Origin of the sequence: Kribbella qitaiheensis (assembly GCF_014217565.1) — a bacterium.
Classification (GTDB): Bacteria; Actinomycetota; Actinomycetes; order Propionibacteriales; family Kribbellaceae; genus Kribbella; species Kribbella qitaiheensis_A.
In genome coordinates, this window is the sequence record NZ_CP043661.1 from 2,909,564 (window position 1) to 2,933,980 (window position 24,417).

The window sequence follows — 24,417 nt, forward strand, 5'->3', positions numbered from 1 at the left end:
GGTGAATGAAGAACACCACGTTAATGGAGGTCAGGCAGTGACCGAAGGTCGCACCGAGAAGCAGGTGCTCGAAGAATTGAGTGCCGAGGAGCGGGCGCTTCTTAAGCGCGTGCTGGAGATCGAGCGGGCGAAGCTGCACCTGACCGCCTACGACGCCACGGATGACCTGCTCGCCGCCGTGAAGGAGATCCTTCCATGAGACTGCAGTCGATCACGCTGACCAACTTCCGCCAGTTCGCGGACGTGCAGACCTTCGATCTGACGTCGGACTCAGTCAGGCCGGTTTCGCTGCTCTTCGGAGCCAACGGCGCCGGCAAAACCACCTTTCTGAACGCTTTCACGTGGGCGCTCTATGGCACGATGTCAGATGACGTTGAGCAGCAGGACCGCATGATCACGGACAGTATCTGGCGAGCGCTGCCGATCGGCGACTCGGCCGAGGTGGCAGTCGAGGTGCGTTTCGACCACGAGGGGCGGGACTACCGGGTTCTCCGGAGCGCAGCGCTCCGGAAAGAATCGGACCAACAGGGCGTGTTCTCCCCCAAAGTCCAGTTGTGGACGACGAAGCCCGACGGCTCGTCAGAGACCGTAGGGGCACCTCAGGAGACGATCCACAGTATTCTCCCTCGCGGGGTTAGCCGGTCTTTCTTCTTCAACGGTGAGCGCATCGAGAATCTGGTCAAGAAGGGCGCCTACGCCGAGGTCCAGAAGGACATCAAGGTGCTACTCGATCTGGAACAGGTCGAGCGAGCCATCGCCCACCTGCCGAAGGTCGACAGGAAGCTAACCGCGGACCTCAAGAAGCACGGCGGCGACAAGGCCAGCGGGATCCAAGAGGCGATCGACGTCCTGGACGAGCGGGAGACGGCCGCCCAGGAGGAGCTGAAGGTCCTTGAGAGTGACCTAGCGACCTTGACTGAGGAACGCGACAGCGTCACCGATCTGCTTCGCCAGCATGCCGAGTCGGCGCCGATCCAGGCGGAACGTGATGCCGTCGGTAACGAGCTAGAGGAAGCCCGTTCGGCACGGGACGCTGCAATCGCTGAGCGTGCGCTTCTAGTGGCCACCCGTGGCTTCCAAGCCTTTACCGATACCCTCAGCGAATCCACGGCGGCAATGGCTCAGAGCCTTTACCAGAAAGGCGCCCTTCCGGCGCCGCTGAAGAGAGAGTTCGTCGACCAACTCCTCGATGATGGCTCATGCATCTGCGGCACGCCGCTGACTGAACACTCAGTGCCGTGGGAGCACGTTAAGGACTGGCGTCAGCGGGCCGGGCTGCAGGCGGTCGAGACAGCTTGGCAGCAGCTGAGCGGTCAGATCGCGCCACTCTCGGCGGCGCGAGACGAGCTGTGTGACTCGCTCGCCGCACTGATGAAGCGGATCGGGGCCGAACGCGATCGGGTCACACGCCTGGAGGAGCGCAAGTCCGAGCTGGACGGCAAGCTGCGCGACAGCCGTATGGAGGATGTGCAGGCGCTGGAGACAAATCGCATGGAACTCGATGGTCGCATCGGCGTCAAGCAACAGCGCATCGGCGCAGTGAAGGCAGAGCTCCAGACGATCGCCAAGGAGGTCGATCAGAAGACCAAGGAGCGTTCGCGGGCGGTGGTGACCGACGAGCTCGCCACGAAGGCTCGCTCTCGCTCCGACCTCGTGCAGTCGGTCAAGCGGGCGCTGGAAGACATTTTGGCGATCCGTGAAGAGGACATACGGCGACGTCTCGACGCGGAACTCAAGGCGGTATTCAAAAGCATTACACACCAAAACCATGTTCCGACGCTCAGCGCTGGCTTCGAGCTGACTCTCTACAAGGACGTCAACGGCGTCCAGCTACCAGTGCCGAAGTCGACAGGCGAGAACCAGATTCTCAGCCTGAGCTTCGTTGCCGCGGTATCCAAGCTGGCCCGTGAGATCCGCAAGGAGCGCCGCGCGGAGGGCGACTCGGTCGAGGACGCCGGCACATACCCAATCGTCATGGACGCCGCCTTCGGATCTCTCGACCAGGACTACCAGGAGGCAGTCTCTCGAGCGTTGGCCAAGATGGCGCCGCAGCTGGTCGTATTGGTCAGCAAGAGCCAGGGCCTCGGCAAGGTCGTTACCGAGCTCATGCCCTACGTCAGTCATCTCGGTGTCATCGAGACACACACCACCGCACCAGGAAGCGTGTCCGACGACATCGAGCTGGAGGGTATGTCTTATCCATACATCCGAGCGGCAGAGTCCGACCATTCCGAACTAAAGGTGATCAAATGACGATCGCACTCGCCGACGTACGCGTCCGTCGGCCGCAGCAGCATGAGGCTCTGATGCAGGAGCTGCAGAACGAGGCCAACTTCCCGACCTTCCGCGACATACTGCTGTTCTCGGCGGCCGTCGGTTACCGCCAGGAACGCAGCGTGCCGTTCTCTGCTGCAGCTGGCGACCCAATCCGTTACGAGACTCTCACCGGCCCAGCTTTTAGTGACACGCTCGTCAGCATGATCGCAGCCAACGTCGTGGCTGAGGACCCGGAGATAATGGATGCAGTGCGGATCGAAGAACGGATCAAGATCTTCGAGGAATACGCGAACGGGGGACTCGAATTCATCCAGGAACAAGTGAATGTCCGGCATCAGCCGGCCGCTCTCGTGGTGGTCGACCTCGTCGCCGAGGCATTTACGGAGAGCGGAGGCGCCAAGCCGGTATCAGTCGACGAGCTGCTGAGCGGCGTCACCTGGGGTTGATCCCCCGGCCCAATGGAGCATCGCGATTGGCCGACAAGGTTGCGACTATCCTATCGGCGCCCAAGGTTAGCTCCGCTTGAGGCGATGACCCTGAACGGTGACACCCGCCTTCGCCATGGTGCTCTGCCAGCCGACGAGAGTTCCGATGGAGCTGGGCTGTTCGTACAGACCGGCTCGGACCTCGGCGCGGGTTAATCGCTCATACAGCGGGCGCCGAGGATCATCGGCTCCGACGAACTCCTCTTTGCGGTGAAGCAGCGGTGGATTGTCAGACCTGGTGTAGTTCCGCCAGTCGACGCTGAGCTTCTTTAGGTTGACCGTGATGGCTGCCGCCAGAGTTGGGTGAGCATCGCGGTCGAATCGCGGGTATACCAGGTACGAAACCTGCGGGTCCGTTACCGAGAGTTTGATCAGGTTGGCTTGCTCGATAGTTCCGCAGAGGACTCGAGCACACCCCTCGTAGACCTGTAGAAGCGGAGGCAGCTGCGCAAGGGCCGACCGGTGGACGTAGAGCGAGGTCGGCGTCTGCTTGCCGACCGAGGATCCCCGTGCAGGGAGGTAGATCATCGTCTGGTCGCCGGCGCCGTACAGCAGCCGATCTGCTTGAAGACATGCTTCGCGATACGTGCTGAAGTGTGCCTTGATGTCCCGAGCCAGCGTGGTCCCAAGCTGGGTGAGTCGGGGACGTCGTCCGAAGCGGGACAGCGCAACGTAGATTAGTAACTCAGCACGTCTCTGACGAGCCACCTGTTCCCAGTAGTCAGCGTCAGTGACCTGCCGGATGAGTTGAGTACCCCTCCCAATCGTGCCAAGAGCGTCAATCACCAATCGTTCGTCATCAGCGGACAGTTCTCCCTTACGAGGCGGTCGCCCGTGCCCCGACAGGAAGCTCATGATCGGCGCGAGGATGTCCGAGTACTTCTCGTACATCTGATGCGGATCAACTCGCATACGCGGGCGGTAGCTATACACACGCCGAGCCAGGAACTGCTGTTCGTCGGCCGCGTCTCGAAAAACGTAGAAAATGCCGGGAGCGGCCGCCACCGGCTCGACCTCTAAGGCTTGGCGGATCCAATCCGCCAGTTCGGACTGTTGGAAGAACTTCTGGAACGTACCGGTCTTGGTGACGAGGCCATCCCCCATTGGGATGCCCACCAGATCTCGCGACTCCCACACCAGACGGGCGGATACCACCAGAAGTCGCCGAGCTAGATCCCAGGCGGATCGGAGGGTGTTGGCGCGTTCGATCGGATCCTCGATGACGTTTACAACGTATCCCAGGTTAACCACATCGGCGGCTCGCCGCTCGACGTTCGGGCGGTGAGCGGGATCCCAACCATCGACGCGGAAGCCGAGGGCATTGAGGCTGCGGACATCTCCGCCACGTCCGCAGCCGTAGTCGAACACTGTCATCGACTCTGCAAGCAGTTGATCCGAGAGCACCGTTGCGATGGGACGGGAGATAGCGCTCCGAGACATCGCCGTCCGGTGCCGCGGAACCTCGTGCACTACGCCGCCGATTCGTCCAGGGCCAGGCGCGTAAGACCGACAATGTCAGTCACCCGAGGATCGCCAACGAGGTATCCGATGCCGCGGTGTAGATGCAGGCGGAACTGTTGAGCAAGCGTCTCCTCGTCAAGCTCCAGGCCGTCTGTGTGGCAGCGGTATCGCAGGAGCGCCCACAGCTCGTCGCCATGGTTTCCAGCGAACACCCGCCATGTCATCTCAACGTTGCTGTCGAGGACGAGCTTCACAGTCGGCGGTTTCGCCGGCTCCACAAGGGATCGGCAGAGCGCCCATCGACAGAGGACGTTCCAGTGTGCGATCCCGGTCCGGCGCTTCAGCGTGATGAGCTGATCACGAGCCGACTGAGCCAGCCGGATGTGTTCGAGTGGCATCAGTTCTCGTCCTCCCAAAAGTAGCCAGGCACAACCGTCGTGCCGTTGGTAGAGCTGTCGAACACCAAACGGTACGAGCGCCCGATATGGGGATGCAGTTGCTTATACGACTCCGCGTCGATCTCGGTGTCAGTCGATAGCAGGAGAACCTGGTGGCTGGCGTGCGGAAAGTACCGACTCAGGAGGTGCTCACGATGCGTTCGATCGAGCCGGCCAAGCGGGGTATCGACAACGACCGGGAGCGGCTGGCCCGCGGCGCGAGCAAGGCCCCACAGCAGCGCGACCGCAAGCAGTTGCCGCTCACCCGCCGACAACTGTTCCGCGTGAATCTGACTCCCGTCAGGACGTGCAAGCTCGACTGAGTAGGTTTCAGGATCGATCGACACGGCGCTGATCAGCGCATCCTTACGCATGAGCCGCTTGAGCGCTTCCAGAATCAGCTCGCTGATACGCGTCAGATGCCGGCGAGTTGCCGCCGTTCGCAGTTTCTCTAGGGTCTCTCGGACCCGGTCAGCATGGTCAACGATTCGTCGACCATCATCCGCCTCAAGGTTCGCATGGGCTGCCCGATTCAGCGCTGATTCGTGAGCCGCGTCCGCCCGCCCGCGTTCGTTACGAATTGAGGCGTGCTGCTCATCAGCATGGGCCATCGCCGTCTGAGCCCGAATTAGATCATCCGATGCCTCGTCGCGCTGCTTTGCCAGAGGCGCAAGTGTTTCGGGGTCAGGCATGGCGACGAGCAGGCGCTCTGCCTGATCCAGCTCGATCCGAAGCGCGTCCCGTCGCAGCACGAGGGCCTGGAGACGCCGCTCGACTGTCGGCAGCGCCGTAGTCAACGCCTCGAACGGCGCCGCGTCACCGACGCCAGCGATCGCTACCTCGTCCGCGGACTGCTGTCGAGCCTGTCGGTCTTCGAGAAGAAAGCTCTCAAGGGAGGCGATGAGAGCAGCGCGAGTCTTTCCCTCACGTAGCTTCGCAATGATGCTGTCGTCTCGCTCAGACATCACATCGATGGCGACCCTATTGCGGGCAGCGGCGGCCTCCCGTCGGGCCTGATCAGCGAGAGCCGAAAGCTGCGAGGACACCTGAAGTAGCGGTGCCAGGTCGCCGGCTTCGTCCCGAAGTTCTTCTTCGAGCCGGTCTAGCTCATGCCGGAGCGCTTTAACGGATGCCTCGGCACCATCGCGCTTCTGCAGGAGGTCCCCACCAGCTGACCGATATGCTTCACTTGCCTCAAACAACCGCTTCTCCGCGCGCTCAGTATCGAGTCGCTTCGCGGCAAGAGTTGCAAAGGCTGTCTCCTCTGACTGCCTGAGGGCAGTCGCAACCCGTTGCTTCTCCTCAAACTCATGCCGCAGCTCATCCGGCACCTGCTGCGATCGATGGCGACGGCGCACTACGGCCAGGTCTGTCGTCAGCCGCTGGACTAGATCGAGGCCGAGCAGTGCATCTAGGGCAGTGTTGACCACCTGGCGCGAGCGTTCCAGGTCGGCCAGGGCTTCGATCTGCTCGCCGTCGAAGAAGAACAAACCAGCGATTCCGCGAGGCAGGAACGTCTCGACGTGCTCACTCCACGTCGTGGTGAGAGCTGCGTCGTGTCGACCATCCACCAGGACATCCAGGATCTCTCGCATCGAGGCACCGGTGGACATCCACCTTCGACGAATCCTGTACTCCCGTGCAGCGCCTTGCTGGTAGGCAGTAAACGCGAGCTCAACACCGGCGCCCTCTGTGTGTGGCACACCATGATGAATCAGTGCGCGAAGGTAGTTGTCGTAGCTACCAGACCTACGCCCGGAGACAGGAGCAAGCGAACCGTAGAGCGCGAGAAGGATCGCCTCGAGGATCGTGGTCTTACCAGCACCGTTCAAGCCACCGATAACGATCACCGGCTTCTTCGCAGATGCTGGTGACAGGTTGAGCGTCTGCTTGCCGGAGAACGTGCCAAAGTTTCGCAGGGTCAGTTGATCCAGGATCACGGCGCGACCTCTTGTACGGGCCGGACGTAGCCGTCCGCGAGGTCGAGCGGATCAGGATCGTCATCGCTCACCGATCGATCGAGCGTCGCTTTGCGATGGTGGGCACGATCAGTCGCATCGGCTTCGTCATCGTAGAAGCCACGGCGAAGCGCCTTTTCAAGAGACTCAAACAAGCCGGCGCGACGGGCCTGGGAACGGTGACGCTGTTCGATATCGAGCAACTCACGAACGAGCTCAAAGTGAAGACGGTCGCCACCCGTGATGTCCCGCAGCACTTCGACCGTGTCCGGTCCAAGCGGTAGGTGTTCGTCTAGCGGACGTCCCGGATACTTGCTGCCGATCGCGGCCTCGTAGATCTCGGGCAGACGATCCTCGAACTCGTGCTTGTCGACGACCCACATGCGACGAATCTCTTCGAGCTCTTCCATGGTGACGAGCTCGAGGGATCGGACGTAGTCCGGACCGTTCTCACGGATCCAGGCCTGCGCTTCCAACAGCTCACGAAGCCACCGCTCGCGCGCCTCTTGTGTGTACGGTCCGTGGATCGGCTTGTCCTTGAAAAGCTGCACCGATCCGTTCATACGACGAAAGTCTCGCAAGTGCTTGTCGTCCGCCACATCGAGCTGGTTGCGCAGCTCCAAGAGCCGCAGCATCCACTCCTTCTCCTCGTCGTTCTGGATCATGGCCGACATCGACTTGTCCTTGTCGACCAACGTGCAGGTCCAGCATCCGAACCGGCTGTCGCCACAGCTCGGCGTCGACGAATCGACCACCAGCGGGCACTCGCCATCTGCCGATGCGCCCTGGTACATGGTGAGTAACTCCTTGTTGGAGTAACCCCAGGGGTTCTGACTCTGCATCAAGAAGGTCCAGACGTCGTCGTTGGACCAGTTCTCCACCGGCGAGTAGACCAAGCAGTTCGGTAGTGCCTCGTTCGGGCTAAGAAGGTCCCGGACTCGGCGCGACTCAAGAGCCGTCATGCGGGCCGACCGACCCGAGCTCTCAGCCTTGCGTGTGCCGAGGACCAGAATCGCCTCGCCGTGAGAGCGGACCATTTCACGGATGAAGGTGTTGGATGGCTTGATCTTGAGCCGCTCAGTGCACCAACGGAACTTGGGCCGCGGAGCCGGGTAACCACGTCCAATGAGGTTCACCCAGAAAGTGTCAGCGACTGCCGGCGTCAGACGGTGTGGTGTGATGGGCAACCCCTGCTTTTGCGCCGCCTCACCGAGCACATCTAGGGAGTGCGTGACCCATGCGGCGACAACCGGGTTCTCGACCAGCGTGTCCGTGCTGATCACGTGAACCGGCTTCGTGCGCTGGTCTTCCGGCAGTCCAGCCAAGGCGAGCCAAACGAGCTGCAAGACCGCCGTCGAGTCTTTGCCTCCGGAGTAGCCGACAACCCAAGGCACCCCGTCCGCCAAGTAGAGCTGCTGGGTTTGACTGACGAGGCCCTCGACCGTCCTAGCGAAACCGGCGTCATCAAACGCTGACCGGGCACGGATCGGTAGGTTTCGAGTCATTTTTCTCCTCGTCGGAATGCTTCATCAGCATGTTGTTCGTCGGATGGCAGCGGCATGCCGAGTGATGTCCGGATCGCTGCGGTTGTGAGCAGCAGGTTGGCGGCGGTCTTCGAGACCTTCCCACCGAGGGTTGCCCGTCCCTCCCACAACTCTGTGTTCGCCCGGCGCCAGTCTAGGCCAGAGAGCTTCTTGAGCTTTCGACTCCAGATAGCAGGGTCTTGCTTGCCCTGCAGCAGGCTGTTACCAACTCTGCCGACAGCATGCAGAACGATGCCGTGTGTGTGGATGAAGTCTCGGCGCACTTCGCCCGCACTCACTTCGCCCATGTGCACCTGTTGCCATTCTGGGAACTGCTCAGCGACCACTGCCCAGTAGTTGTGGGCAACGTCCACCTTCTGCTCGAAGCTCAGCTTGTCCATGCCGTCGAGCAGAGCCTTGGTGGCTCCGTACAGGGCGGACAGCGTGAACAGCTTCCGGGATCGAGCCGCCAGGTTGTTGCTCTCAGTCTCGGTGAGGTCAGAGAAAAGCGGCGATCGATGCACAACAAGGCGAGCGATGGCAGACAACTCGTCACGATGGTCATACAGGACACTCAGCGACCGCGATGGCCGGATGGCGTACCGATTCAGGTCGGCAAACATCTGCTGGCAGCGTTTGAGCCCAAGGTCGAGAAACATCACGATCGCGATGCTTTCATCACCGAGCTCCGGGTTTTCGCGGAGCGCGTCTGCGATCCCAGCACGACGGTGTTGTCCATCGTTAATGACGAACTTCGCGGACATTGGGATCGTCAGTGCACCGACTCGCTCGCCAGCCCCGGTCGACGGGTCGAACGGGGCGAACTCCACGTCCGCGTCGATGGATGCGGTCAGCGCAGAGAAGACGTAGCTGGTTGGGTTGTCGAGAAGATATCGGCTGAGTTCGGGGACTCGGCTCCTGTTCAGGGTGCGTTGTGCACGCATCTCAGCAGGCAACTCTTCTTCGTCAAACATGAAGAGTCGCGGGATGAGCCGGAGTGGGCACATCGTCACGTAGTACTCGCGGCCAGCTTGGACGCCCCGGATGGCCGGGAACACATACTCAAACGCGCCCATCTTCGCCCGTCTCTGATCCGCTGTGGCGGTCGTTTTTACGTCGCGCATGGCCTATGAAACAGCACGGGCTGTACGGAACGCAAATCTCCTGTACGGATGTGACGACCCGTACATCTGTCCGCGATTCTCCGTACATGTCTCCCACCGTACGCGTACCCTGTTTGCCATGACGGTAGTGACACCCACCGACAGTTTCCGCGCCCAAGAGGACGTCCGACCGGTCTATCTGGACTGCAACGCGACGAGCCCGATGGACCCACTAGTCCAGGCCGAGGTCCTTCGCTTCATGGCGGAGGAGTACGGCAACGCTGGCAGCCGCACTCATGGCTACGGTCAAGTAGCCAAGGAACGCATCATCCGCGCTCGCCAGCAGGTAGCTGATGTCGTCACCGCGAAGCCCGAAGAGGTGATCTTCACTAGTGGCGCCACCGAGAGCAACAACCTGGCCTTGCTCGGCTTAGCTGCTTACGGAGAGCAGATGGGTCGTCGCCACATCGTGAGCACCACGATCGAACACAAAGCCGTGCTGGAGCCCCTTGAGGTACTGAGCAAGCGCGGCTTCGAGGTTACCTTGGTGCCTCCGACGTCAGGTGGCTGGGTCGACCCTCAAGAGATCGCGCGAGCGATGCGCCCTGACACACTTCTCGTCTCGGTCATGGCCGCCAACAACGAGACCGGTGTAGTCCAACCGCTCGAGGAGATCGGCCGGCTCCTTGCGGACCACGAGGCCTACTTCCACGTCGACGGAGCGCAGGCCTACGGTAAGCTGATCGATCAGTTGCGGTTGGCAAGGATCGACCTGCTCAGCATCTCCGGTCACAAGGTCTACGCCCCTAAAGGCGTCGGCGCACTGATCACTAGGCGTCGAGGCTACAAGCGCGTTCCGCTGGAACCGCTCATGTATGGCGGCGGTCAGGAGCGCGGCCTTCGACCAGGCACGCTACCCGTGGCGCTGATTGCTGGTCTCGGCCTCGCATCGGAAATCGCACTCAAGGAACATGAGAATCGGGCCGAACTCTGCGCAGTATTCAGAGGCGAACTTCTAAGTGCGCTAGAGCCGCTTAATGTGACCTACAACGGGGACCTCGATCGAACCGTTCCACATACCCTGAACTTCTCGGTCCCTGGTGTCGACTCTGAAGCAGCCATCGTGGCTCTGAAGGATATCGTCGCGATCTCGAATGGTTCAGCCTGCACTTCGCAGAGCTACGAGCCAAGTCACGTATTGACCACAATGGGTATATCCGACGAGCAGACCGCAGGTGCTCTCAGAGTGTCATGGAGTCACCTGACCCCGCGGGTGGACTGGACACAACTCGTTGAGCGACTCGACAGGCTCCGCTCAACTCGGTAGAAAGCTCCTGTGGTCGGCGTCATGTAGCTCAAGTCGATGGGGCGCTAGATTTTCCTCATGCACGATGACCGGCCGACGAGTCGACCAATGCGGCTGCTCGTCCTCGGTGGCAGCTGGTTCGTCGGCATGGCCGTGGTCTCCCAGGCCATCACTCGCGGCCACGCCGTCACCGTGTTCAACCGCGGCCGATCGACGGCAGCGATGCCCCCAGAGGTGCAGCACGTGACCGGTGACTGGGAGCATCGGGCTGATCTTCGGCGTCTTGTCACCGTGGGTCCATGGGACGCCGTTATCGACATCGCAGGCACGATTCCCCGATTGGTACTGCGCTGCGCCGGGATGCTGGGCCTTACCCCCGGTTGTTGGACACGGGTGGTGGATTACGCCGCTGACGGGAGCGTAGCGGTGTGGAGGGTTTCGTAGGTGATCGGGGACTGGTAGCGGCACCAGGAGTGCCGGCGTCGGGTGTTGTAGCGGACGAGCCACGGAAGACTTCGCGGCGGCAGGTGGCTTCGTCGGGCCAGGTGTTGTGGTCTTGGAGGACCTCTCGTTTGAGGGTGGCGTTGAACGATTCGGCGAGGCTGTTGTCGGCGCTTGTGCCCACGGCGCCCATGGACTGGGTGACACCCAGGTCGTGGCACAGCCGGGCGTAGTCCTTGGACGTGTAGACGGACCCGTGATCGCTGTGAAAGACCGCTCCTGCAAGGCCGCCACGGGTCGTCTGCGCGGCCTTGAGTGCGTTGGTGACGAGTTCGGTGCGCATGTGGTTCGCGATCGACCAGCCTGCCAGGCGGCGTGAGTAGCAGTCGATCACGGTCGCGAGATAGAGGTTGTTGCCGTCGGCAAGTGGCAGGTAGGTGATGTCCCCGACATAGCGCAGGTTCGGGGCCGGGGCGGTGAAGTCGCGGTTCAGCAGGTCGGGCACTTTCTGGTCCGCGGGCTCGGGGATGGTGGTGCCGACCTTGCGTCGTCGCCGGTAACCGGCGATGCCGTTGTCGCGCATCACTCGCGCGACCCGCTTGTGATTCACGCGCTGATCAGCGGGGACTCCGTCGTTGAGTTCGGCGGTGATCCGCAGTGCGCCGCAGGTGTTGTCGTCGGTGTGGACCTTCCGGATCCGGTCCGCGAGCGCCTCGTCCGCGGCGCCCCGGGCCCTGGCGGGCAGGGGCTGCCTTGATCCAGGCTTAGTACGACGACCGTTCGATCTCGACGAGCTCACACAGCCGCTTCACGCTCCAGCCAGGACACGACCTGGCAGAGGTGGTGGAGTGGTCGGCGACGAACTGGAAGCGACTCACCAGTTCGTCTCCCCGGCGAAATACTTGGCCGCCTGGCGGAGGATCTCCCGCTCGGTGGTGAGCTTGGTCTTGTCCGCGCGCAACGCGGCGTTCTCGACCTCGAGGCGGGCGATCTTGTGCTCAGGGGTCTCCGGCTCCGACGGAGGCTGCGCGCTGCCGCTGTTCGGGCTGCTTACGCGACGGGTGGTTGTCGTGCCGTCCGTGGCCGTTTTCTTGCCCGTCCCGTACAGGTCGACCCAGCGTTTCAGGGTTGCCCGTTCGACCCCCAGATCAGCCGCGATGCTCTTCAGCGTCGCGCCCGGGGTGGACTCGTACAAGTCGACGGCCTGCCGACGGAACTCCTCGGAGTAGTTCTTGCGGGCCATAGTTCCGAATCATCTCGCTTCTCCAGCAGATGCTGGATTCAGCGTGTCCAAGAACCAGGGTCAGGGCCCTGGGCTGTCGCCGACCACATGCGCACTGAACTGGTCGAAGACGCCCTCAAAGCCGCCGAACTCACCCGAGGCAGCCTGGCCGGATCCGTGTTCCACAGCGACCACGGATCGGTCTACACGTCGAAGGACTACGCCAACCTCTGCAACGCCCTCGGCGTGACCCAGTCCATGGGTGCGGTCGGCACGAGCGCCGACAACGCACTCGCCGAGTCGTTCAACGCGACCCTCAAAAGAGAGGTCCTCCAAGACCACAACTCCTGGCCCGACGAGGCCACCTGCCGCCGCGAAGTGTTCCGATGGGTGAGGTGCCACGAACCTTCCGGACAGCGGCTCAACTAAGATTGAGCTGTCCGGAAAGGGAAGATGTTGCCGCGTCCGAAGAAGAATTTCACTCCTGAGTATCGGGAGGAAGCTGTGAAGTCGGTGATTGAGACTTCACGTTCTGTCACTCAGGTCGCGAGAGAGCTCGGCATCAACCCGGGAACCCTCAGTAACTGGGTGAGCGCCTTTAAGCGAGACCATGCCGGCGAGGAACCGGCATTGAGCATGGACGAGCGTGCGCGGCTCCGCGAGCTGGAGCGGGAGACGCGAGAACTCCGGATGGAAAACGAGTTCCTAAAAAAAGCCGCAGCATACTTTGCCAAGGATCATCGTTGAGCGAAAAGTTCGAGTTCATCGATGCGGAGTATGCCAACAGGTTGACCCGAGAGAACGGAAATGCGCCGTCGATTGTGAAGATGTGCCGGTGGCTCGAGGTGAAACGGTCCAGTTTCAATGATTGGCGGAGCCGTCCGATGTCGGCGACTGCGCGCCGCCAAGGCGAACTCAAGCTGATCATCGTCAAGTCGTTCGAAGAGTCCGACGAGACCTACGGGTACCGGCGGGTGCATGCCGACCTGGTGGCCTGGGGTGTGACCTGTGGGCTGGAGTTGGTGCGCAAGCTCATGCGTGAGTTGGGTTTGGAGCCGTGCCAGCCGCGGCCGTGGCGGCACTGTCTGACCGAGCAGGATGGCCAGGGCCGGCCCGATCCCGGATCTGGTAGATCGGGACTTCACCGCTGATGCTCCGGGGCACAAGATGGTCGGAGACATTACCTATGTCTCGACCTGGGAAGGGTGGCTTTATCTGGCGACCGTGCTCGATTGCCACACCAAAGCTGTGATCGGGTGGGCCATGGACGACAATTACAAAACCCCGCTGATCGAAGCCGCGATCGACATGGCGGTGCGGAATCACGATCTTGTCGACGGCGCAATCTTTCACTCCGACCGGGGCAGCAACTACACTTCCGCCCAGTTCGCCGCGACTTTGAAGAACAATAATCTTCGCCAATCAGTCGGGCGGACCGGTATCTGTTACGACAATGCGATGGCCGAATCGTTCTTCGGCGCTCTCAAGAACGAGCGTACCCACCGAACCGAGTACCCGACCCGCGACCATGCACGCCGCGATATCGCCCGCTACATCGAATTGCGCTACAATACTAAACGCCGTCACTCAGGGCTCGGCTACCGGACCCCACAGCAAGCCCACGACGACTACCTGGAAACACAATCCGCCGCCTGAATCAGCCATCAAAAAGCTGTCCGGAAAGCGCGTGGCACCTCATGGGTCACCCGCTACAACACCCGCAGGCGACACTCCTGGTGCCGCTACCACTCCCCGAACACCTACGAAACCCTCTACCCCGCTACGCTCCCATCAGCGGCATAATCCACCACCCGTGTCCACGAACCGGGGGTAAGGCCCGATGCAGATCGAGGATGCTGTGGAGCGCATCTATGGCGCGGTGCGATTCAGCCGGCAATTCATCGAGCAGACCCGCACTCATGTGGCCGCCGCTCTGTCTAACCACCAGCGGTCGGCTCGACTGCTCAAGCAGCAGCTTCAAAGCGAGGTCCAGGCCCTCGACGTGAAGGAAAACAACCTGCTTGATCTGGCCGCCGATGGCTCCCTTCCCCAAGCCAAGATCAAGGAGAGGCTCCGCGGAATCGAACGCCAGCGCCACCATCTCTCCGAACGTCTCGGCGAGGAAGCTGAAGACTTCACCGACGACGCCCGCCTGATCGAACTCAGCCTGACACTGCTCGAGGATCCCCAAGCGCTCTACCGCCGCTGCGACGACGACCAGAAGCGGCTCCTCAACCAAGCCATCTTCCACCGGCTTTACCTTGACGAAGACGATGTCACCGGGCACGAACTGCGTCAACCGTTTGCGGGCCCTGCACGCCGTCCATACCGGCCAAACCACCCTGGACGACCCGTCGCCGTCTCGACCCTGAAACCGCCCTAGACGCCGACATGGCCGCCCCCGTCGCCGGGAACGGCCAATCTGTGTCGGACCATCGTCTGCGGGTCCTACTGCCCGGCGATGATCTCGCCGGTTGTTCTAATAAGAACCGCCTGGGTGGAGCTTAGGGGATTCGAACCCCTGACCTCTTCGTTGCGAACGAAGCGCGCTACCAACTGCGCCAAAGCCCCAGGCTGCCGCAGTGGTGCCTTGCGACCGCGAAACTCTAACACGGAGAGGCTCTCGGGCTGAAACCGAGGAGGCGTGTGCCGCCCGGCTGGAAGGGGGGCGGGCAGAGGAAAGCCGCGAGCCGACCGCCCGGGATGGGAGGTCGGCTCGCGGATGTAGGGGGCCGGGATGTTGGGCGAGGTCAGTCGCCTACCGCTCGGCGGATTTCTGGTTCTTCTTCGATGGGGGCGGCGGGCTCCGGTACGACGGGGGGCCGCTTCCGGCTCGGGGTCCACGGTACGGGCTGAGGAGAAGACCTCGGGACCCGACAGGCTGATCGTGCGAACCGTGCGGTCGGGTGCCTTCTCCTTCATCACGTACGTCGGCAGCGTCACCGGGACCGGATCCCACAGGCCCTCGGCAGCAGGGACCGGCTTCGGGACGACCACTGGCTCGGGCTCCGCGACAGGGAGCTTCACCTCGACGGTCATCTCGTGGTCGGGCGAAGGCGCGGTCGCCGGCCCGCAGTCGTGGTGAGCTTCCGCGGCAGCCCGGCGCTCGGCCACGACGGCCGCCCGCTCGCGAGCCTGACGGCGAAGCTGCACACGCGTCAGTACGACGAAGCCGACGATGAGCGTCGCCGGAAAAGCGACGGTCCACCACAGCAGGATCCCCAAGCCGGCCAGCGCAGTGACCGACAGGAGCGAAAGGGTCAGGATCGACAGCACCCGCCGGCGGCGCATAGCGGCCACCCGGCGGGCTCGGTTCGGGACATAACGCGCCGGCGGCGACGAATCCGTCGAGACCGGCTCAGCATGCGAACCCGAGCCGCCGCCCGAGGCACCCGCCGAGCCCGCAGGACCAGTAGCACCAGAGGAACCAGCAGGTCGTACGACGTACTTCGTCTGCGACTGCACATCGTTGTTCCGCGCCAGCACGCGCGCGTCCGACGACGAAGGCGCCGTGCGGCGCGTACTCGCCTCGTCGTTGCGCTTCAGCAGCATCGGGACAAGGTAGGCAGCCCACGCGGCGACGATCGCCACATAGATCAGCCCTGTCGTCCCCATGCGACGACGCTAAGACCAGCGGAGGGCCAGTTCCGGTACGTGCGCCGGTGTGTCGCAAGAAGACTCGTGTGACTGGTGTGAATAAGCACGCAGTGTGATCAGGTCAGTCGTGCAACCAGGCCCGGTCCGACTTCCTCGGCGTTCAGCGCGAAGATGCGATGGTCGCGCCACTCTCCGTCGATGTGCAGGAACCTCGGCCGTTCGCCTTCGTGGCGGAAGCCGAGTTTCTCCACCACCCGCAGACTCGCCTTGTTCTCCGGGCGAATCGCGACCTCGATCCGATGCAGGCCGAGGGTGAACCAGCAATGGTCCGCGGCGAGCGCGACCGCCACCGGGACGATGCCGCGTCCGGCGTACTGCTCGTCGACCCAGTAGCCGAGGTTCGCCCACCGGGCTGAGCCATAGGTGATTCCCGAGACCGTCAACTGCCCCACGAGCGGCCACTTCGCACGCGCACCAGGGCCCGCCGCCCCGCCGTACGTGATGACGAAAGGCAGCATCCGCCCGTACCGCGCCTGCCGGTTCCAGTCGCGAGCCATCGAGCGGAAGGTCCGTGCTCCGTCGTCGGCACCCGGCGGCTGGGTCGCATCCCACGGGCGAAGCCAGCTGAGGTTGCGCTGCCGTGCCGCGCTCCACTCGGGGCCGTCGCCGGCCTTGAGCGGCCGGAGCTGGACCGGGCCGTGCTGGAGTTCGACCGGCCAGTGCACCGCTGCCATCAGACCTCGTCCGTCCGTGGGTGATCCCCGCCCCGGACCTGGTCGACCGCGTGCTTGAGGAGCGGTTCGAGGACGACCAACCCGTCCTTCACACCGCCGCGCGAACCGGGCAGGTTCACGATGATCGTCTTCCCAGCCACCCCGGCGAGCCCGCGCGACAGCGACGCGGTCGGGATGCCCTTCGATACGCCGTACGCACGAATGGCTTCGGCGATCCCAGGGATGTCCTTCTCCAACACTGCCGCGGTCCGCTCAGGTGTCTCGTCCGTGGGCGAGATCCCGGTTCCACCGGTAGTCACAACGACGTCGTACGCCGATGCGACGGCCGCGACCAGCGCCTCGCCGACAGGTGCACCATCCGGCACGACCTGCGGGCCGTCGACCTCGAAGCCCCAAGAAGCCAGCGCATCGAAAATCAGCGGGCCGGTTGTGTCTGTGTAAATTCCGGCCGCAGCGCGGTTGGACACGCTGATCACGAGCGCTCTCACGGGCGGACCCAGTGGCCGGTCTTGCCGCCTTCTTTGGATTCAACCCGTACGTCGGTGATCACGGCGGCCGGATCGAGCGCCTTCACCATGTCGATCACCGCGAGCCCAGCGACCGCGACGGCGGTCAGCGCCTCCATCTCGACGCCGGTCCGATCGGCTGTCTTCACGGTCGCGACGATCAGCACCGCCTCGTCCGCCACGGAGAGATCGACCTTCACCCCGGTGATGGCGATCGGGTGGCAGAGCGGGATCAGCGAAGGTGTCTGCTTGGCACCCATGATCCCGGCGATCCGCGCGACGGCCAGCGCGTCACCCTTCGGCACGCCCTCACCGCGCAGCGCGGCGACGACCTCGGCGCTCACCAGAACCTTGCCCGAGGCAACGGCTCGGCGGGCGCCGGCCTCCTTGGCCGACACATCCACCATCCGTGCGGCACCGGTCGCGTCGACGTGTGTCAGCCCCCGCCCAGCGTCCTCGGTCATCCGGTCTCCTCGTCCAGCAGCCACAGCTCGGCCTGATCGCCGGCCCGGACGGCGGTGACGTCCTCGGGCACCACGATCAGCGCGTTCGACCGGCTCAACCCGCCGAGCAGGTGTGAGCCGTGCCCGCCGACTGTACTGGCCATCCACCCCTCGTCGCCGGAGGTGGCCGCGGCCCGGACGAACTGGCGCCGCCCGGACGGCGAGGCGAACCCGTCCATCACGATCCCCCGCACCGGCGTACGGCGGTAAGGCATCGCGCCCATCATTCTGCGCAGCGCGGGCCGGACGAACACCTCGAACGACACGTACGCCGAGACCGGGTTGCCCGGGAGCGTGAAGATCGGCACCTCGTCCTCACCCATCACGCCGAACCCCTGCGGCTTGCCGGGCTGCATCGCCACCTCGGGGAAGTCGATCGTGCCGAGCTTGGTCAGCACCTCTTTCACCACGTCGTACACGCCTTTGCTCACCCCGCCCGAGGTGATCACCAGGTCCGCACGGACAAGCTGGTCCGACAGTGTGTCCATGATCTTCTTCGGGTCGTCGTCGACGATGCCGACCCGGTAGACGATCGCGCCGGACGCACGAGCCGCCGCCGCGAGCGTGTAGCTGTTGGAGTCGTAGATCTGCCCGTCACCGAGTCGCGTCCCTGGCTCGCGGAGCTCCGCACCGGTCGAGACGACGACCACCCGGGGCCTCGGACGAACGGAGACCCGCGCGCGTCCGACAGCAGCCAGTACTGCGATCTGCCGCGGCCCGAGCACGGTGTCGGCGTCCATCACCTTGTCGCCGGCCCTCAGGTCCTCACCGGCGCGGCGTACCGATCCCCCGAGCCGCGGTTGCTGGGTGATCCGCACCGTAGCGGCGCCGCCATCGGTCCACTCGACCGGTACGACGCTGTCGGCGCCGCGCGGCATCGGCGCGCCGGTCATGATCCGCACGCAGGTTCCGCGGGTCACCACGATCGGCTCGCTCCGCCCGGCGGCGATCTCGCCGACCACGGGCAGCCCGATCGGGTTGTCCGGCGCGGCCTCGGCGAGGTCGGCGGCCTGGACGGCGTACCCGTCCATCGCCGAGTTGTCGAAGCCCGGCAGGCTCACCGGCGAGACGACGTCCTCGCAGAGCACCAGCCCGAGCGCCTCCATCAACGGCTGCTCGAACGGCGGCAGCGGCTTCACCCTGCCGAGAACAACTTCCAAATGCTCGTCAACCGTGCGTCTCACCCACGGAACTCTATCTTTCGGGGTGGGCGCCCCAGACCATGCGTACGTCGGGGACCTTCTCCTCGTTCTCCTGGCCGTCCGTACGCCGTACTTCGGTGAAGCCGTGCTGCCGGTAGAACGCCTGGGCCCGGAGGTTGCTCTGGAACGTCCAGAGCGCCAACCCACCCGGCCGGAGGTCCTTCGCCAGTTCCACCAGGGTGGAGCCGACCCCTTGCCCGGTGGCCTCCGGTACGACGTACAGCTGATCGAGGTCGTCCCCGTCGAGGGTCAGCACGGCGACGATGCGGCCGTCGTCCGATGCGATCCAGGTCTGCGCGTCCGGCAGCAGGATCTCCGCGAACCACTTCCGCACCTCCGCGATCGGCCGGATCGTCGGCGGCAACGGCGAGCCCTCGGCGTGCCGCGACGCCCACCAGACGTCGGCGGCCTCGTCGGTGTCGGGCGGCTCCATCGGCCGGATCAGCAGCTCATCCACGCAGCTCGGTCCCATCAGCGATCTCTCGCCGCTCCCCCGCCGCGGCCTCGACCTCGACGTCACCGATCACGACGACATCCTTGCCGAAGGCAACATCACCGCGGACCTCGAGCCGGTCGGCCCGGACCAGCGACGGCGGCCCGGCCGGGAACCGGGACTCGAAGTCGGCCAGGATCCGGAAGTACTCCGGGTCGAGGTCGACATACGGCTCGTCGCCCTCGTGCGTGGTGGTCAGGTCGCCGGCCTTGTCGAGCTCGTACACGTCGGAGCGCAGTACCAGCAGGTCGTTCGTGGTCTTCACCGGCTTGAACCGGCTCCGGTCGACGATCACGGCCTGCGAACCCTCGAAGGTCTCGATCGCCGTTCCCATCCCGGTCTCCAGCTGGATCACCTTCGGCGAGGAGGGGTCGGCCGGGTCGACGTTCTTGCGGTTCACGATGATCGGCAGGCCGAGGATGCCGTCGTGGCCGGCCATCAGCTCGGCCAGCCGGTCCAGGTCGATCCACAGGTTGTTCGTGTTGAAGGTCTTGTGCAGTTTGGTGTCCTGGAACGAGGCGGTGTCGTCCGGGTGCACCTGGGCGCTGTCGCGCAGGACCAGCCTGCCGTCGGACTTGCGCACCGCGACGTGGCCGCCCTTGCGGTCCGACCTGGTCCGGCGGCAGACCTCCATCCCGAACGGCACGTCGTGCTCGGCCATCCAGGCGGCGATCCGGCCGTCCGGGGTGGCACCGAGGTTGTCGGCGTTGGAGATGAACGCGTGCCGGAAGCCCTGCTCGCGCAGCGCGTCGAGGGTGCCGGATGCGACGAGCGCGGTGAAGAGGTCACCATGTCCCGGCGGGCACCAGGCCAGTTCGGGATCCGCGTCCCACTCGGCCGGCGTCAGGTCGTCGGCCAGCAGCTTGGGCTCCATGTTCTGCAGGAAGTCCAGCGGCAACCCGTCCACCGGCAGGTCGGCGTACTCGCTCAGGGCCGCGAGCGACTCGTCCTTGGTGCGGAAGGAGTTCATCAGCACCAGCGGCAGCGGTACGTCGTACTCCTTGCGCGTGCTCAGGATCTGCCGGGCGATGATGTCGAGGAAGCTCAGCCCGTCCTTGACCGGCAACGCCGACTTCGGCCCGGTGACGCCCATCGACGTGCCGAGGCCGCCGTTGAGCTTGATCACCACCGTCTCGGCCAGCGCGGCGCGCATCGCCTCGGCGTCGGTGTCGAGATGCTCGAGGTGAGGAAGATCACCCACCGGCTCGATCTCGGACTCCCGGATCGTGCCCTGCTGGCCCGATTCGAGCAGCCCGTAGTAGTGCGAGAAGACCTTGATCGCCACCTCGGCCGCACCGGCCGCGCGCATCTTCTCCTGTGCCTGCGCAAGCCCCGCCTCACTCATAGCGACAACCCTAGGGGAAGTCGCGTGAGACAGGGGTTCCGATCCGTACGATCGGTGTGTGTTCGCTACCAAGACGGCCGCACGCCACGCGTTGCTCGCCGCCCGGAACGCCTCGGCTGCCGGAAAGGGGTTGCTGGAGTCCGCGCGGGAGCATCTCGGCGCGCGACAGCGGATCGCGCTGTACGTCTCGATGGGCTCCGAGCCACAGACCGGCGCCCTGATCGACTGGCTGCTGGCCTCCGATCGTGAGGTGCTCCTACCGATCCTGTACGCCGACAACGACCTCGGCTGGGGCATCGCACCCGGTGCGGCCGACCTGGTGCCCGGTCGGCTCGGTCTTTCGGAGCCACGTGTCGACCTCGGTCCCGCGGCCATCGGCACGGCCGACCTGGTGATCTGTCCGGCTCTCGCGGTCGATCGCCACGGCGTACGGCTCGGCCGCGGCGGCGGTTCGTACGACCGCGCTCTCGCCCGCGTCTCCCCCGGTACGCCGATCTGGGCCGCCGTCTACGACACGGAGATCCTCGACCAGCTCCCGGCCGATCCGCACGACCAGCCGGTGCACGCAGCTCTCACGCCCACTCAGCTCGTCACCCTCGGCCGACCCGAATCGGACCGGGACACTAGCGCTCCGGCTTGGTGATCGTCAGGGTGTGTTCGCGTTTCGCCTCGACCGCGCCCTTGGTGAAGGCCCAGGGCAGCGTCTCGCCCTTGACCCACAGGTCGGTCTGGTCGGTGTAGTTGGACGAGAACGCGTGCCCGGAGATGCCGGTCAGGTTGATCCAACGGGACTTGTCGAAGTCCGACAGGTCGACGACCATCCGCATCGACGGCGTGGCGGTGACGGTGTAGCCCTCGGAGGCGTCCCAGCCGGTCGCGTCGACGGTGGACGAGCCGCCGCCCAGCTCGTACGGACCGCGGTTGAACAGCTTCTCGACCACGCCGATGCCGGACTTGCCCAGCGTCTGGTTCGTCAGGGTCAGCTTGTGCAGCTTGCCCCACTGCCAGCTCGAGGGCTCGCGGGCCATCTTCGTGGTGATCTCGGACCGGGCGTCGACCAGCGCCTCGCGGAGGATGTCGTCGCGGGTCTCCCGCTGCGGCGTCCCCGCCTTGTCCCACCAGCCGCTGTTCGGCTGGACGGTCAGGTTGCGCATCACCTCGAACCAGCGCGATCCGCCGTCCGGCCAGGCCGACTCCGGCAACTGGTCGTGGAAGGTGAGCGAGAGGAGGTTCCGCCAGACGATGTTGAAGTAGGCCGCCGGCGCCGAGTCGGCCGGCTGGGTGAAGTCCCAGCCGCGTAGGGTGTCCTGGCCTTGTTTGTCGAAGTCGTCGTTGATGCCGATCTGGAGCAGGTACGGCACCAGCATCTCGGCGTTGCGGTTCTTGGTGTCCAGCTGGATCGACGCCATCGAGTTGACGTCCAGCTTGTCGACCGCGTGGATCCGGTCGAGGATCTGCTGCGACCGGTAGCCGTAGTCCCAGTCGTCGGTGAGGTGGTACTTGTACGACTTCGGCACGACCGCCTGGTTCGCGGTGACGATGATCCCGTCGTCGGGATCGAACTCGGTCGGCATCGCCTCGAACGGGATGGTCCCGTTCCATTCGTACTTCGGGTCCCAGCCCGGCACCGGCCAATCGCCGGTCCCCGCCTTGCGGATCGGCACCTTGCCCGGCGCCTGGTAGCCGATGTGGCCCTCGCGATCGGCGTACACCAGGTTCTGCGAGGGGACCTCGAACTGGCTGGCCGCGGTCCGGAAGGCGGTCCAGTTCTGGGCCCGGTCGATCGCGAAGATCGCGTCCGCGGTCCGTCCCGGCGTCAGGGCCGTCCAGCGCAGCGCCACGGCGTACGGGACCGGGCTCTTGCCCTTCGCGGCGAGTTCACCGGTCTCCTGCTCGTCGTCGCCGACATCAGAGATGATCGGGCCGTGCCGGGACTCCCGGACGATGATCTTCTCCTCCTCGTCCTGACCGGCGACCTTGAAGCTCTCGGTCCGGACCTTCAGCGGCTCGAGCTTGCCGCCGTACAGCGCGTTGTTGCCGTCCAGCCGCTCGAGGTACAGGTCCATCACGTCGGGATCGAGGTTGGTGAAACCCCAGGAGATCGCGCTGTTGTGACCGATGATCACGCCGGGCAGGCCGGAGAAGCTGAAGCCGGAGACGTCGAACGGGCACTGCGGGCCGAACTTGTTGCAGTGCAGCCCGACCTGGGTCCAGATGCCCGGCATCGTCGCGCCCAGGTGCGGGTCGTTGGCCAGCAACGGCTTACCGGAGGTGGTGTGCTCGCCGGAGACCACCCAGGAGTTGGAGCCGATCCCGTCGCCGCGGCCGATCAGCTGCGGCAGCCCGTTGGCCACCTTCTCGACGGTGTCGAGCGACTTCAGGAAGTCCTTGGTCAGCATCGGCCGGCGGGCCTCGTTCTCGACCGGTGCGGCGCTGAACTTGCCCTCCTCGTCCACGGAAGCGCCGGCGATGATCGGCTCATTGCGGTCGTACGGGTAGCCCGGGTACAGGCTGTTGACGTTGCGGGCCGGCTGCGTCGCCGCGAGCTTGGTCCGGTCGATCTCGTCCGCCATGTTGCCGCCGAGGTCCCAGGCCATCGCCTTCAGCCAGGCGAGCGAGTCGGCGGCCGTCCACGGCTCGGGGTGGTACTCGGCGCCCTTCAGCGACAGTACGGCGTACTCGAGGCTGAGGCCGGAGCCGGAGTGCTGGTCCAGGTACGCGTTCACGCCGCGGGCGTAGTCGTCCAGGTACTGCCGGGTGGCCGGGGTGAGCAGCCCCAGCTCCTTCTCGGCGACCTTGCGCCAGCCCAGCGTCCGGATGAACTTGTCGGTCTCCAGCGCGTCCTTGCCGAACAGCTCTGCCAGCCGCCCGGAGGTGACGTGGCGGCGGAAGTCCATCTCGAAGAAGCGGTCCTGGGCGGCCACATAGCCCTGGGCGGCGAACAGGTCGCCCGGCTTGTCGGCGTAGATCTGCGGGATGCCGTTGGCGTCGCGGACCACCTCGACATCCGCGTCCAGGCCGGTCAGCTCGACCGTCCCGTCGTAGCTGGGAAAGGAGTGACGGACGACGAAAACCCCGGTGCCGGCCACCACGAGCAGCAGGATGGCGACCAGGGAACCGCTGATGACGAGGACTCGAAGCAGGCGACGCACGGACCCAACCGTAGAGAATGCCGCCGCGCACCCCAAATGCCGGCTCGGCCGGGTACTCACAAGTACAGGACCGTGGCCGTTGTATACCCATGAACGGTGACCTCGAATATCTGCCCGTCCCGGCTCCCGCCCTGGACCGGATCCGCTGCAACGACCATGACGACTACGGCAACTCGCTGATCGCACAGAGCTCCGGCGCCGGAGCGCCGCTGAGATGCTGCCTTCGCATGTCCACCGAAGGCGAGCAGATCGCTCTGATCGCCTACCAACCGTCGCCCCTGGGTGGCCCGTACGCCGAGATCGGGCCGGTGTTCATCCACGTCGACGAGTGCTCGGGTCCGGCCCTCTCTGGCTTCCCTTTGGACTTCCTGGACCGGCGAGCGGTCTTGCGGCCGTACGACGCCGCTGGGCTGATGCTGGACGGAGTACTGGCCGAGCCTGGCACCAGTGAGGGTGAGCTGAAGCGGCTCTTCGACGACCCGGCCGTGGAGCTGGTGCACGTCCGGAACGTGATCGCAGGCTGCTGGAACTTCTCCGTCCGCCGTTCAGTTGGGTGACGGGCTGCTGGGCGGAGAGAGCTCGTAGACCTGGACAGTGCCGGCACCGAACCGCCAGTGGGACCGGAGTGAGGACGGCGGCTGGGACACCTTCGTGTCGTATACCAGCCAGCGC

General features: G+C 64.5%; 20 protein-coding genes, 1 tRNA gene and 4 pseudogenes. 10 read left to right on the forward strand and 15 right to left on the reverse strand.

The features are described 5' to 3' along the window. Position 1 precedes the first annotated feature (1 nt). Genes F1D05_RS13340 through F1D05_RS13350 form a run of 3 tightly spaced genes read left to right on the forward strand, consistent with a single transcriptional unit; the run spans position 2 to position 2,723 of the window. Complete coding sequence (locus F1D05_RS13340) at positions 2-199, forward strand: hypothetical protein (RefSeq protein WP_185448001.1); 198 nt, start codon at positions 2-4, stop codon at positions 197-199. Next, positions 196-2,253 carry an AAA family ATPase gene (locus F1D05_RS13345; RefSeq protein ID WP_185448002.1) on the forward strand — a complete coding sequence of 686 codons (2,058 nt, stop codon included), beginning with the start codon at positions 196-198 and terminating at the stop codon, positions 2,251-2,253. The genes F1D05_RS13340 and F1D05_RS13345 overlap by 4 nt, the downstream gene beginning before the upstream one ends. Further along, positions 2,250-2,723 (forward strand): DNA phosphorothioation-associated protein 4, encoded by a 474-nt coding sequence (locus tag F1D05_RS13350; RefSeq protein ID WP_185448003.1) that lies wholly within the window; start codon positions 2,250-2,252, stop codon positions 2,721-2,723. Before F1D05_RS13345 ends, F1D05_RS13350 begins: the two co-directional genes overlap by 4 nt. Positions 2,724-2,789: 66 nt before the next feature. Here F1D05_RS13350 and F1D05_RS13355 read toward each other — a convergent pair whose 3' ends face one another. The 5 genes from F1D05_RS13355 to dndB are packed head-to-tail and all read right to left on the reverse strand — an operon-like array spanning position 2,790 to position 9,217. Then, positions 2,790-4,232: a DNA phosphorothioation-associated putative methyltransferase gene (locus tag F1D05_RS13355; RefSeq protein ID WP_281388941.1), complete on the reverse strand. Its 1,443-nt coding sequence runs from the start codon at positions 4,230-4,232 to the stop codon at positions 2,790-2,792. Further along, positions 4,232-4,621, reverse strand: coding sequence for a DNA sulfur modification protein DndE (dndE, locus tag F1D05_RS13360; protein ID WP_185448005.1), 390 nt, complete (start codon positions 4,619-4,621; stop codon positions 4,232-4,234). Before dndE ends, F1D05_RS13355 begins: the two co-directional genes overlap by 1 nt. Then, positions 4,621-6,600 carry a DNA sulfur modification protein DndD gene (gene dndD / locus F1D05_RS13365; protein WP_185448006.1) on the reverse strand — a complete coding sequence of 660 codons (1,980 nt, stop codon included), beginning with the start codon at positions 6,598-6,600 and terminating at the stop codon, positions 4,621-4,623. The genes dndE and dndD overlap by 1 nt, the downstream gene beginning before the upstream one ends. Beyond that, positions 6,597-8,123, reverse strand: coding sequence for a DNA phosphorothioation system sulfurtransferase DndC (gene dndC, locus F1D05_RS13370; RefSeq protein WP_185448007.1), 1,527 nt, complete (start codon positions 8,121-8,123; stop codon positions 6,597-6,599). The genes dndD and dndC overlap by 4 nt, the downstream gene beginning before the upstream one ends. Beyond that, entirely contained in the window at positions 8,120-9,217 is a 1,098-nt protein-coding gene (dndB, locus tag F1D05_RS13375; protein WP_185448008.1) for a DNA sulfur modification protein DndB, read from the reverse strand. The genes dndC and dndB overlap by 4 nt, the downstream gene beginning before the upstream one ends. Before the next feature lie 166 nt (positions 9,218-9,383). On the opposite strand from dndB, the gene dndA reads away from it, so the two are divergent. Together dndA and F1D05_RS13385 are read left to right on the forward strand one after the other, a co-directional pair. Further along, the gene (gene dndA, locus F1D05_RS13380; protein WP_185448009.1) at positions 9,384-10,571 is read left to right on the forward strand and encodes a cysteine desulfurase DndA; all 1,188 of its coding nucleotides are present in this window, start codon (positions 9,384-9,386) and stop codon (positions 10,569-10,571) included. Positions 10,572-10,658: 87 nt separating this feature from the next. Then, positions 10,659-10,994, forward strand: a complete 336-nt coding sequence (locus tag F1D05_RS13385; RefSeq protein WP_185448010.1) for an NAD-dependent epimerase/dehydratase family protein — start codon at positions 10,659-10,661, stop codon at positions 10,992-10,994. Here the strand turns inward: F1D05_RS13385 and F1D05_RS13390 are convergent. Next, positions 10,952-12,234: pseudogene (locus F1D05_RS13390) on the reverse strand (IS3 family transposase). The gene F1D05_RS13385 and the pseudogene F1D05_RS13390 overlap by 43 nt on opposite strands. A gap of 69 nt (positions 12,235-12,303) precedes the next feature. Here F1D05_RS13390 and F1D05_RS13395 point away from each other — a divergent pair. From F1D05_RS13395 to F1D05_RS13405, 3 genes and pseudogenes are all read left to right on the forward strand, one after another. After that, a pseudogene (locus F1D05_RS13395) lies at positions 12,304-12,606 on the forward strand (transposase); the annotation flags it as partial. A 63-nt stretch (positions 12,607-12,669) separates the two neighbouring features. Then, positions 12,670-13,869 (forward strand): annotated as a pseudogene (locus F1D05_RS13400) (IS3 family transposase). Between the two features lie 184 nt (positions 13,870-14,053). Next, positions 14,054-14,596 (forward strand): hypothetical protein, encoded by a 543-nt coding sequence (locus F1D05_RS13405; protein WP_185448011.1) that lies wholly within the window; start codon positions 14,054-14,056, stop codon positions 14,594-14,596. Between the two features lie 115 nt (positions 14,597-14,711). Here the strand turns inward: F1D05_RS13405 and F1D05_RS13410 are convergent. The 8 genes and pseudogenes from F1D05_RS13410 to F1D05_RS13445 form a co-directional block, all read right to left on the reverse strand. Then, positions 14,712-14,784: transfer RNA gene (locus F1D05_RS13410), tRNA-Ala, on the reverse strand. Positions 14,785-15,117: 333 nt separating this feature from the next. Beyond that, positions 15,118-15,828: pseudogene (gene sepX / locus F1D05_RS42970) on the reverse strand (divisome protein SepX/GlpR); the annotation flags it as partial. 98 nt (positions 15,829-15,926) lie between these two features. Next, positions 15,927-16,544 (reverse strand): GNAT family N-acetyltransferase, encoded by a 618-nt coding sequence (locus F1D05_RS13420; protein WP_185448013.1) that lies wholly within the window; start codon positions 16,542-16,544, stop codon positions 15,927-15,929. After that, positions 16,544-17,032 (reverse strand): MogA/MoaB family molybdenum cofactor biosynthesis protein, encoded by a 489-nt coding sequence (locus tag F1D05_RS13425; protein ID WP_185448014.1) that lies wholly within the window; start codon positions 17,030-17,032, stop codon positions 16,544-16,546. The genes F1D05_RS13420 and F1D05_RS13425 overlap by 1 nt, the downstream gene beginning before the upstream one ends. Next, positions 17,029-17,514 (reverse strand): cyclic pyranopterin monophosphate synthase MoaC, encoded by a 486-nt coding sequence (gene moaC, locus F1D05_RS13430; RefSeq protein ID WP_185448015.1) that lies wholly within the window; start codon positions 17,512-17,514, stop codon positions 17,029-17,031. Before moaC ends, F1D05_RS13425 begins: the two co-directional genes overlap by 4 nt. Next, complete coding sequence (gene glp / locus F1D05_RS13435; protein ID WP_185448016.1) at positions 17,511-18,737, reverse strand: molybdotransferase-like divisome protein Glp; 1,227 nt, start codon at positions 18,735-18,737, stop codon at positions 17,511-17,513. The genes moaC and glp overlap by 4 nt, the downstream gene beginning before the upstream one ends. 10 nt (positions 18,738-18,747) lie before the next feature. After that, the gene (locus tag F1D05_RS13440) at positions 18,748-19,212 is read right to left on the reverse strand and encodes a GNAT family N-acetyltransferase (RefSeq protein WP_185448017.1); all 465 of its coding nucleotides are present in this window, start codon (positions 19,210-19,212) and stop codon (positions 18,748-18,750) included. Further along, a complete protein-coding gene (locus F1D05_RS13445; protein WP_185448018.1) occupies positions 19,205-20,593 on the reverse strand; it encodes a UTP--glucose-1-phosphate uridylyltransferase in 1,389 nt (462 codons plus the stop codon). The genes F1D05_RS13440 and F1D05_RS13445 overlap by 8 nt, the downstream gene beginning before the upstream one ends. A 58-nt stretch (positions 20,594-20,651) precedes the next feature. Between F1D05_RS13445 and F1D05_RS13450 the strand changes: the two genes are divergently transcribed. Continuing rightward, positions 20,652-21,236: a 5-formyltetrahydrofolate cyclo-ligase gene (locus F1D05_RS13450; RefSeq protein WP_185448019.1), complete on the forward strand. Its 585-nt coding sequence runs from the start codon at positions 20,652-20,654 to the stop codon at positions 21,234-21,236. Here the strand turns inward: F1D05_RS13450 and F1D05_RS13455 are convergent. Beyond that, entirely contained in the window at positions 21,217-23,745 is a 2,529-nt protein-coding gene (locus F1D05_RS13455; RefSeq protein ID WP_185448020.1) for a penicillin acylase family protein, read from the reverse strand. The two genes, F1D05_RS13450 and F1D05_RS13455, sit on opposite strands and share 20 nt — an antisense overlap. A gap of 89 nt (positions 23,746-23,834) precedes the next feature. Between F1D05_RS13455 and F1D05_RS13460 the strand changes: the two genes are divergently transcribed. Continuing rightward, on the forward strand, positions 23,835-24,302 hold the full coding sequence (locus tag F1D05_RS13460; RefSeq protein WP_185448021.1) for a DUF1203 domain-containing protein: 468 nt from the start codon (positions 23,835-23,837) through the stop codon (positions 24,300-24,302). Positions 24,303-24,417 lie beyond the last annotated feature (115 nt).

Bases quoted from the DNA above. Each gene is read 5' to 3' on its own strand.
- F1D05_RS13345 (WP_185448002.1), top strand. From the start codon at position 196: ATGAGACTGCAGTCGATCACGCTGACCAACTTCCGCCAGTTCGCGGAC.
- F1D05_RS13350 (WP_185448003.1), top strand. From the start codon at position 2,250: ATGACGATCGCACTCGCCGACGTACGCGTCCGTCGGCCGCAGCAGCAT.
- dndE (WP_185448005.1), bottom strand. From the start codon at position 4,621: ATGCCACTCGAACACATCCGGCTGGCTCAGTCGGCTCGTGATCAGCTC.
- dndC (WP_185448007.1), bottom strand. From the start codon at position 8,123: ATGACTCGAAACCTACCGATCCGTGCCCGGTCAGCGTTTGATGACGCC.
- dndB (WP_185448008.1), bottom strand. From the start codon at position 9,217: ATGGGCGCGTTTGAGTATGTGTTCCCGGCCATCCGGGGCGTCCAAGCT.
- dndA (WP_185448009.1), top strand. From the start codon at position 9,384: ATGACGGTAGTGACACCCACCGACAGTTTCCGCGCCCAAGAGGACGTC.
- F1D05_RS13385 (WP_185448010.1), top strand. From the start codon at position 10,659: ATGCGGCTGCTCGTCCTCGGTGGCAGCTGGTTCGTCGGCATGGCCGTG.
- F1D05_RS13405 (WP_185448011.1), top strand. From the start codon at position 14,054: ATGCAGATCGAGGATGCTGTGGAGCGCATCTATGGCGCGGTGCGATTC.
- F1D05_RS13420 (WP_185448013.1), bottom strand. From the start codon at position 16,544: ATGGCAGCGGTGCACTGGCCGGTCGAACTCCAGCACGGCCCGGTCCAG.
- moaC (WP_185448015.1), bottom strand. From the start codon at position 17,514: ATGACCGAGGACGCTGGGCGGGGGCTGACACACGTCGACGCGACCGGT.
- F1D05_RS13445 (WP_185448018.1), bottom strand. From the start codon at position 20,593: ATGAGTGAGGCGGGGCTTGCGCAGGCACAGGAGAAGATGCGCGCGGCC.
- F1D05_RS13460 (WP_185448021.1), top strand. From the start codon at position 23,835: ATGAACGGTGACCTCGAATATCTGCCCGTCCCGGCTCCCGCCCTGGAC.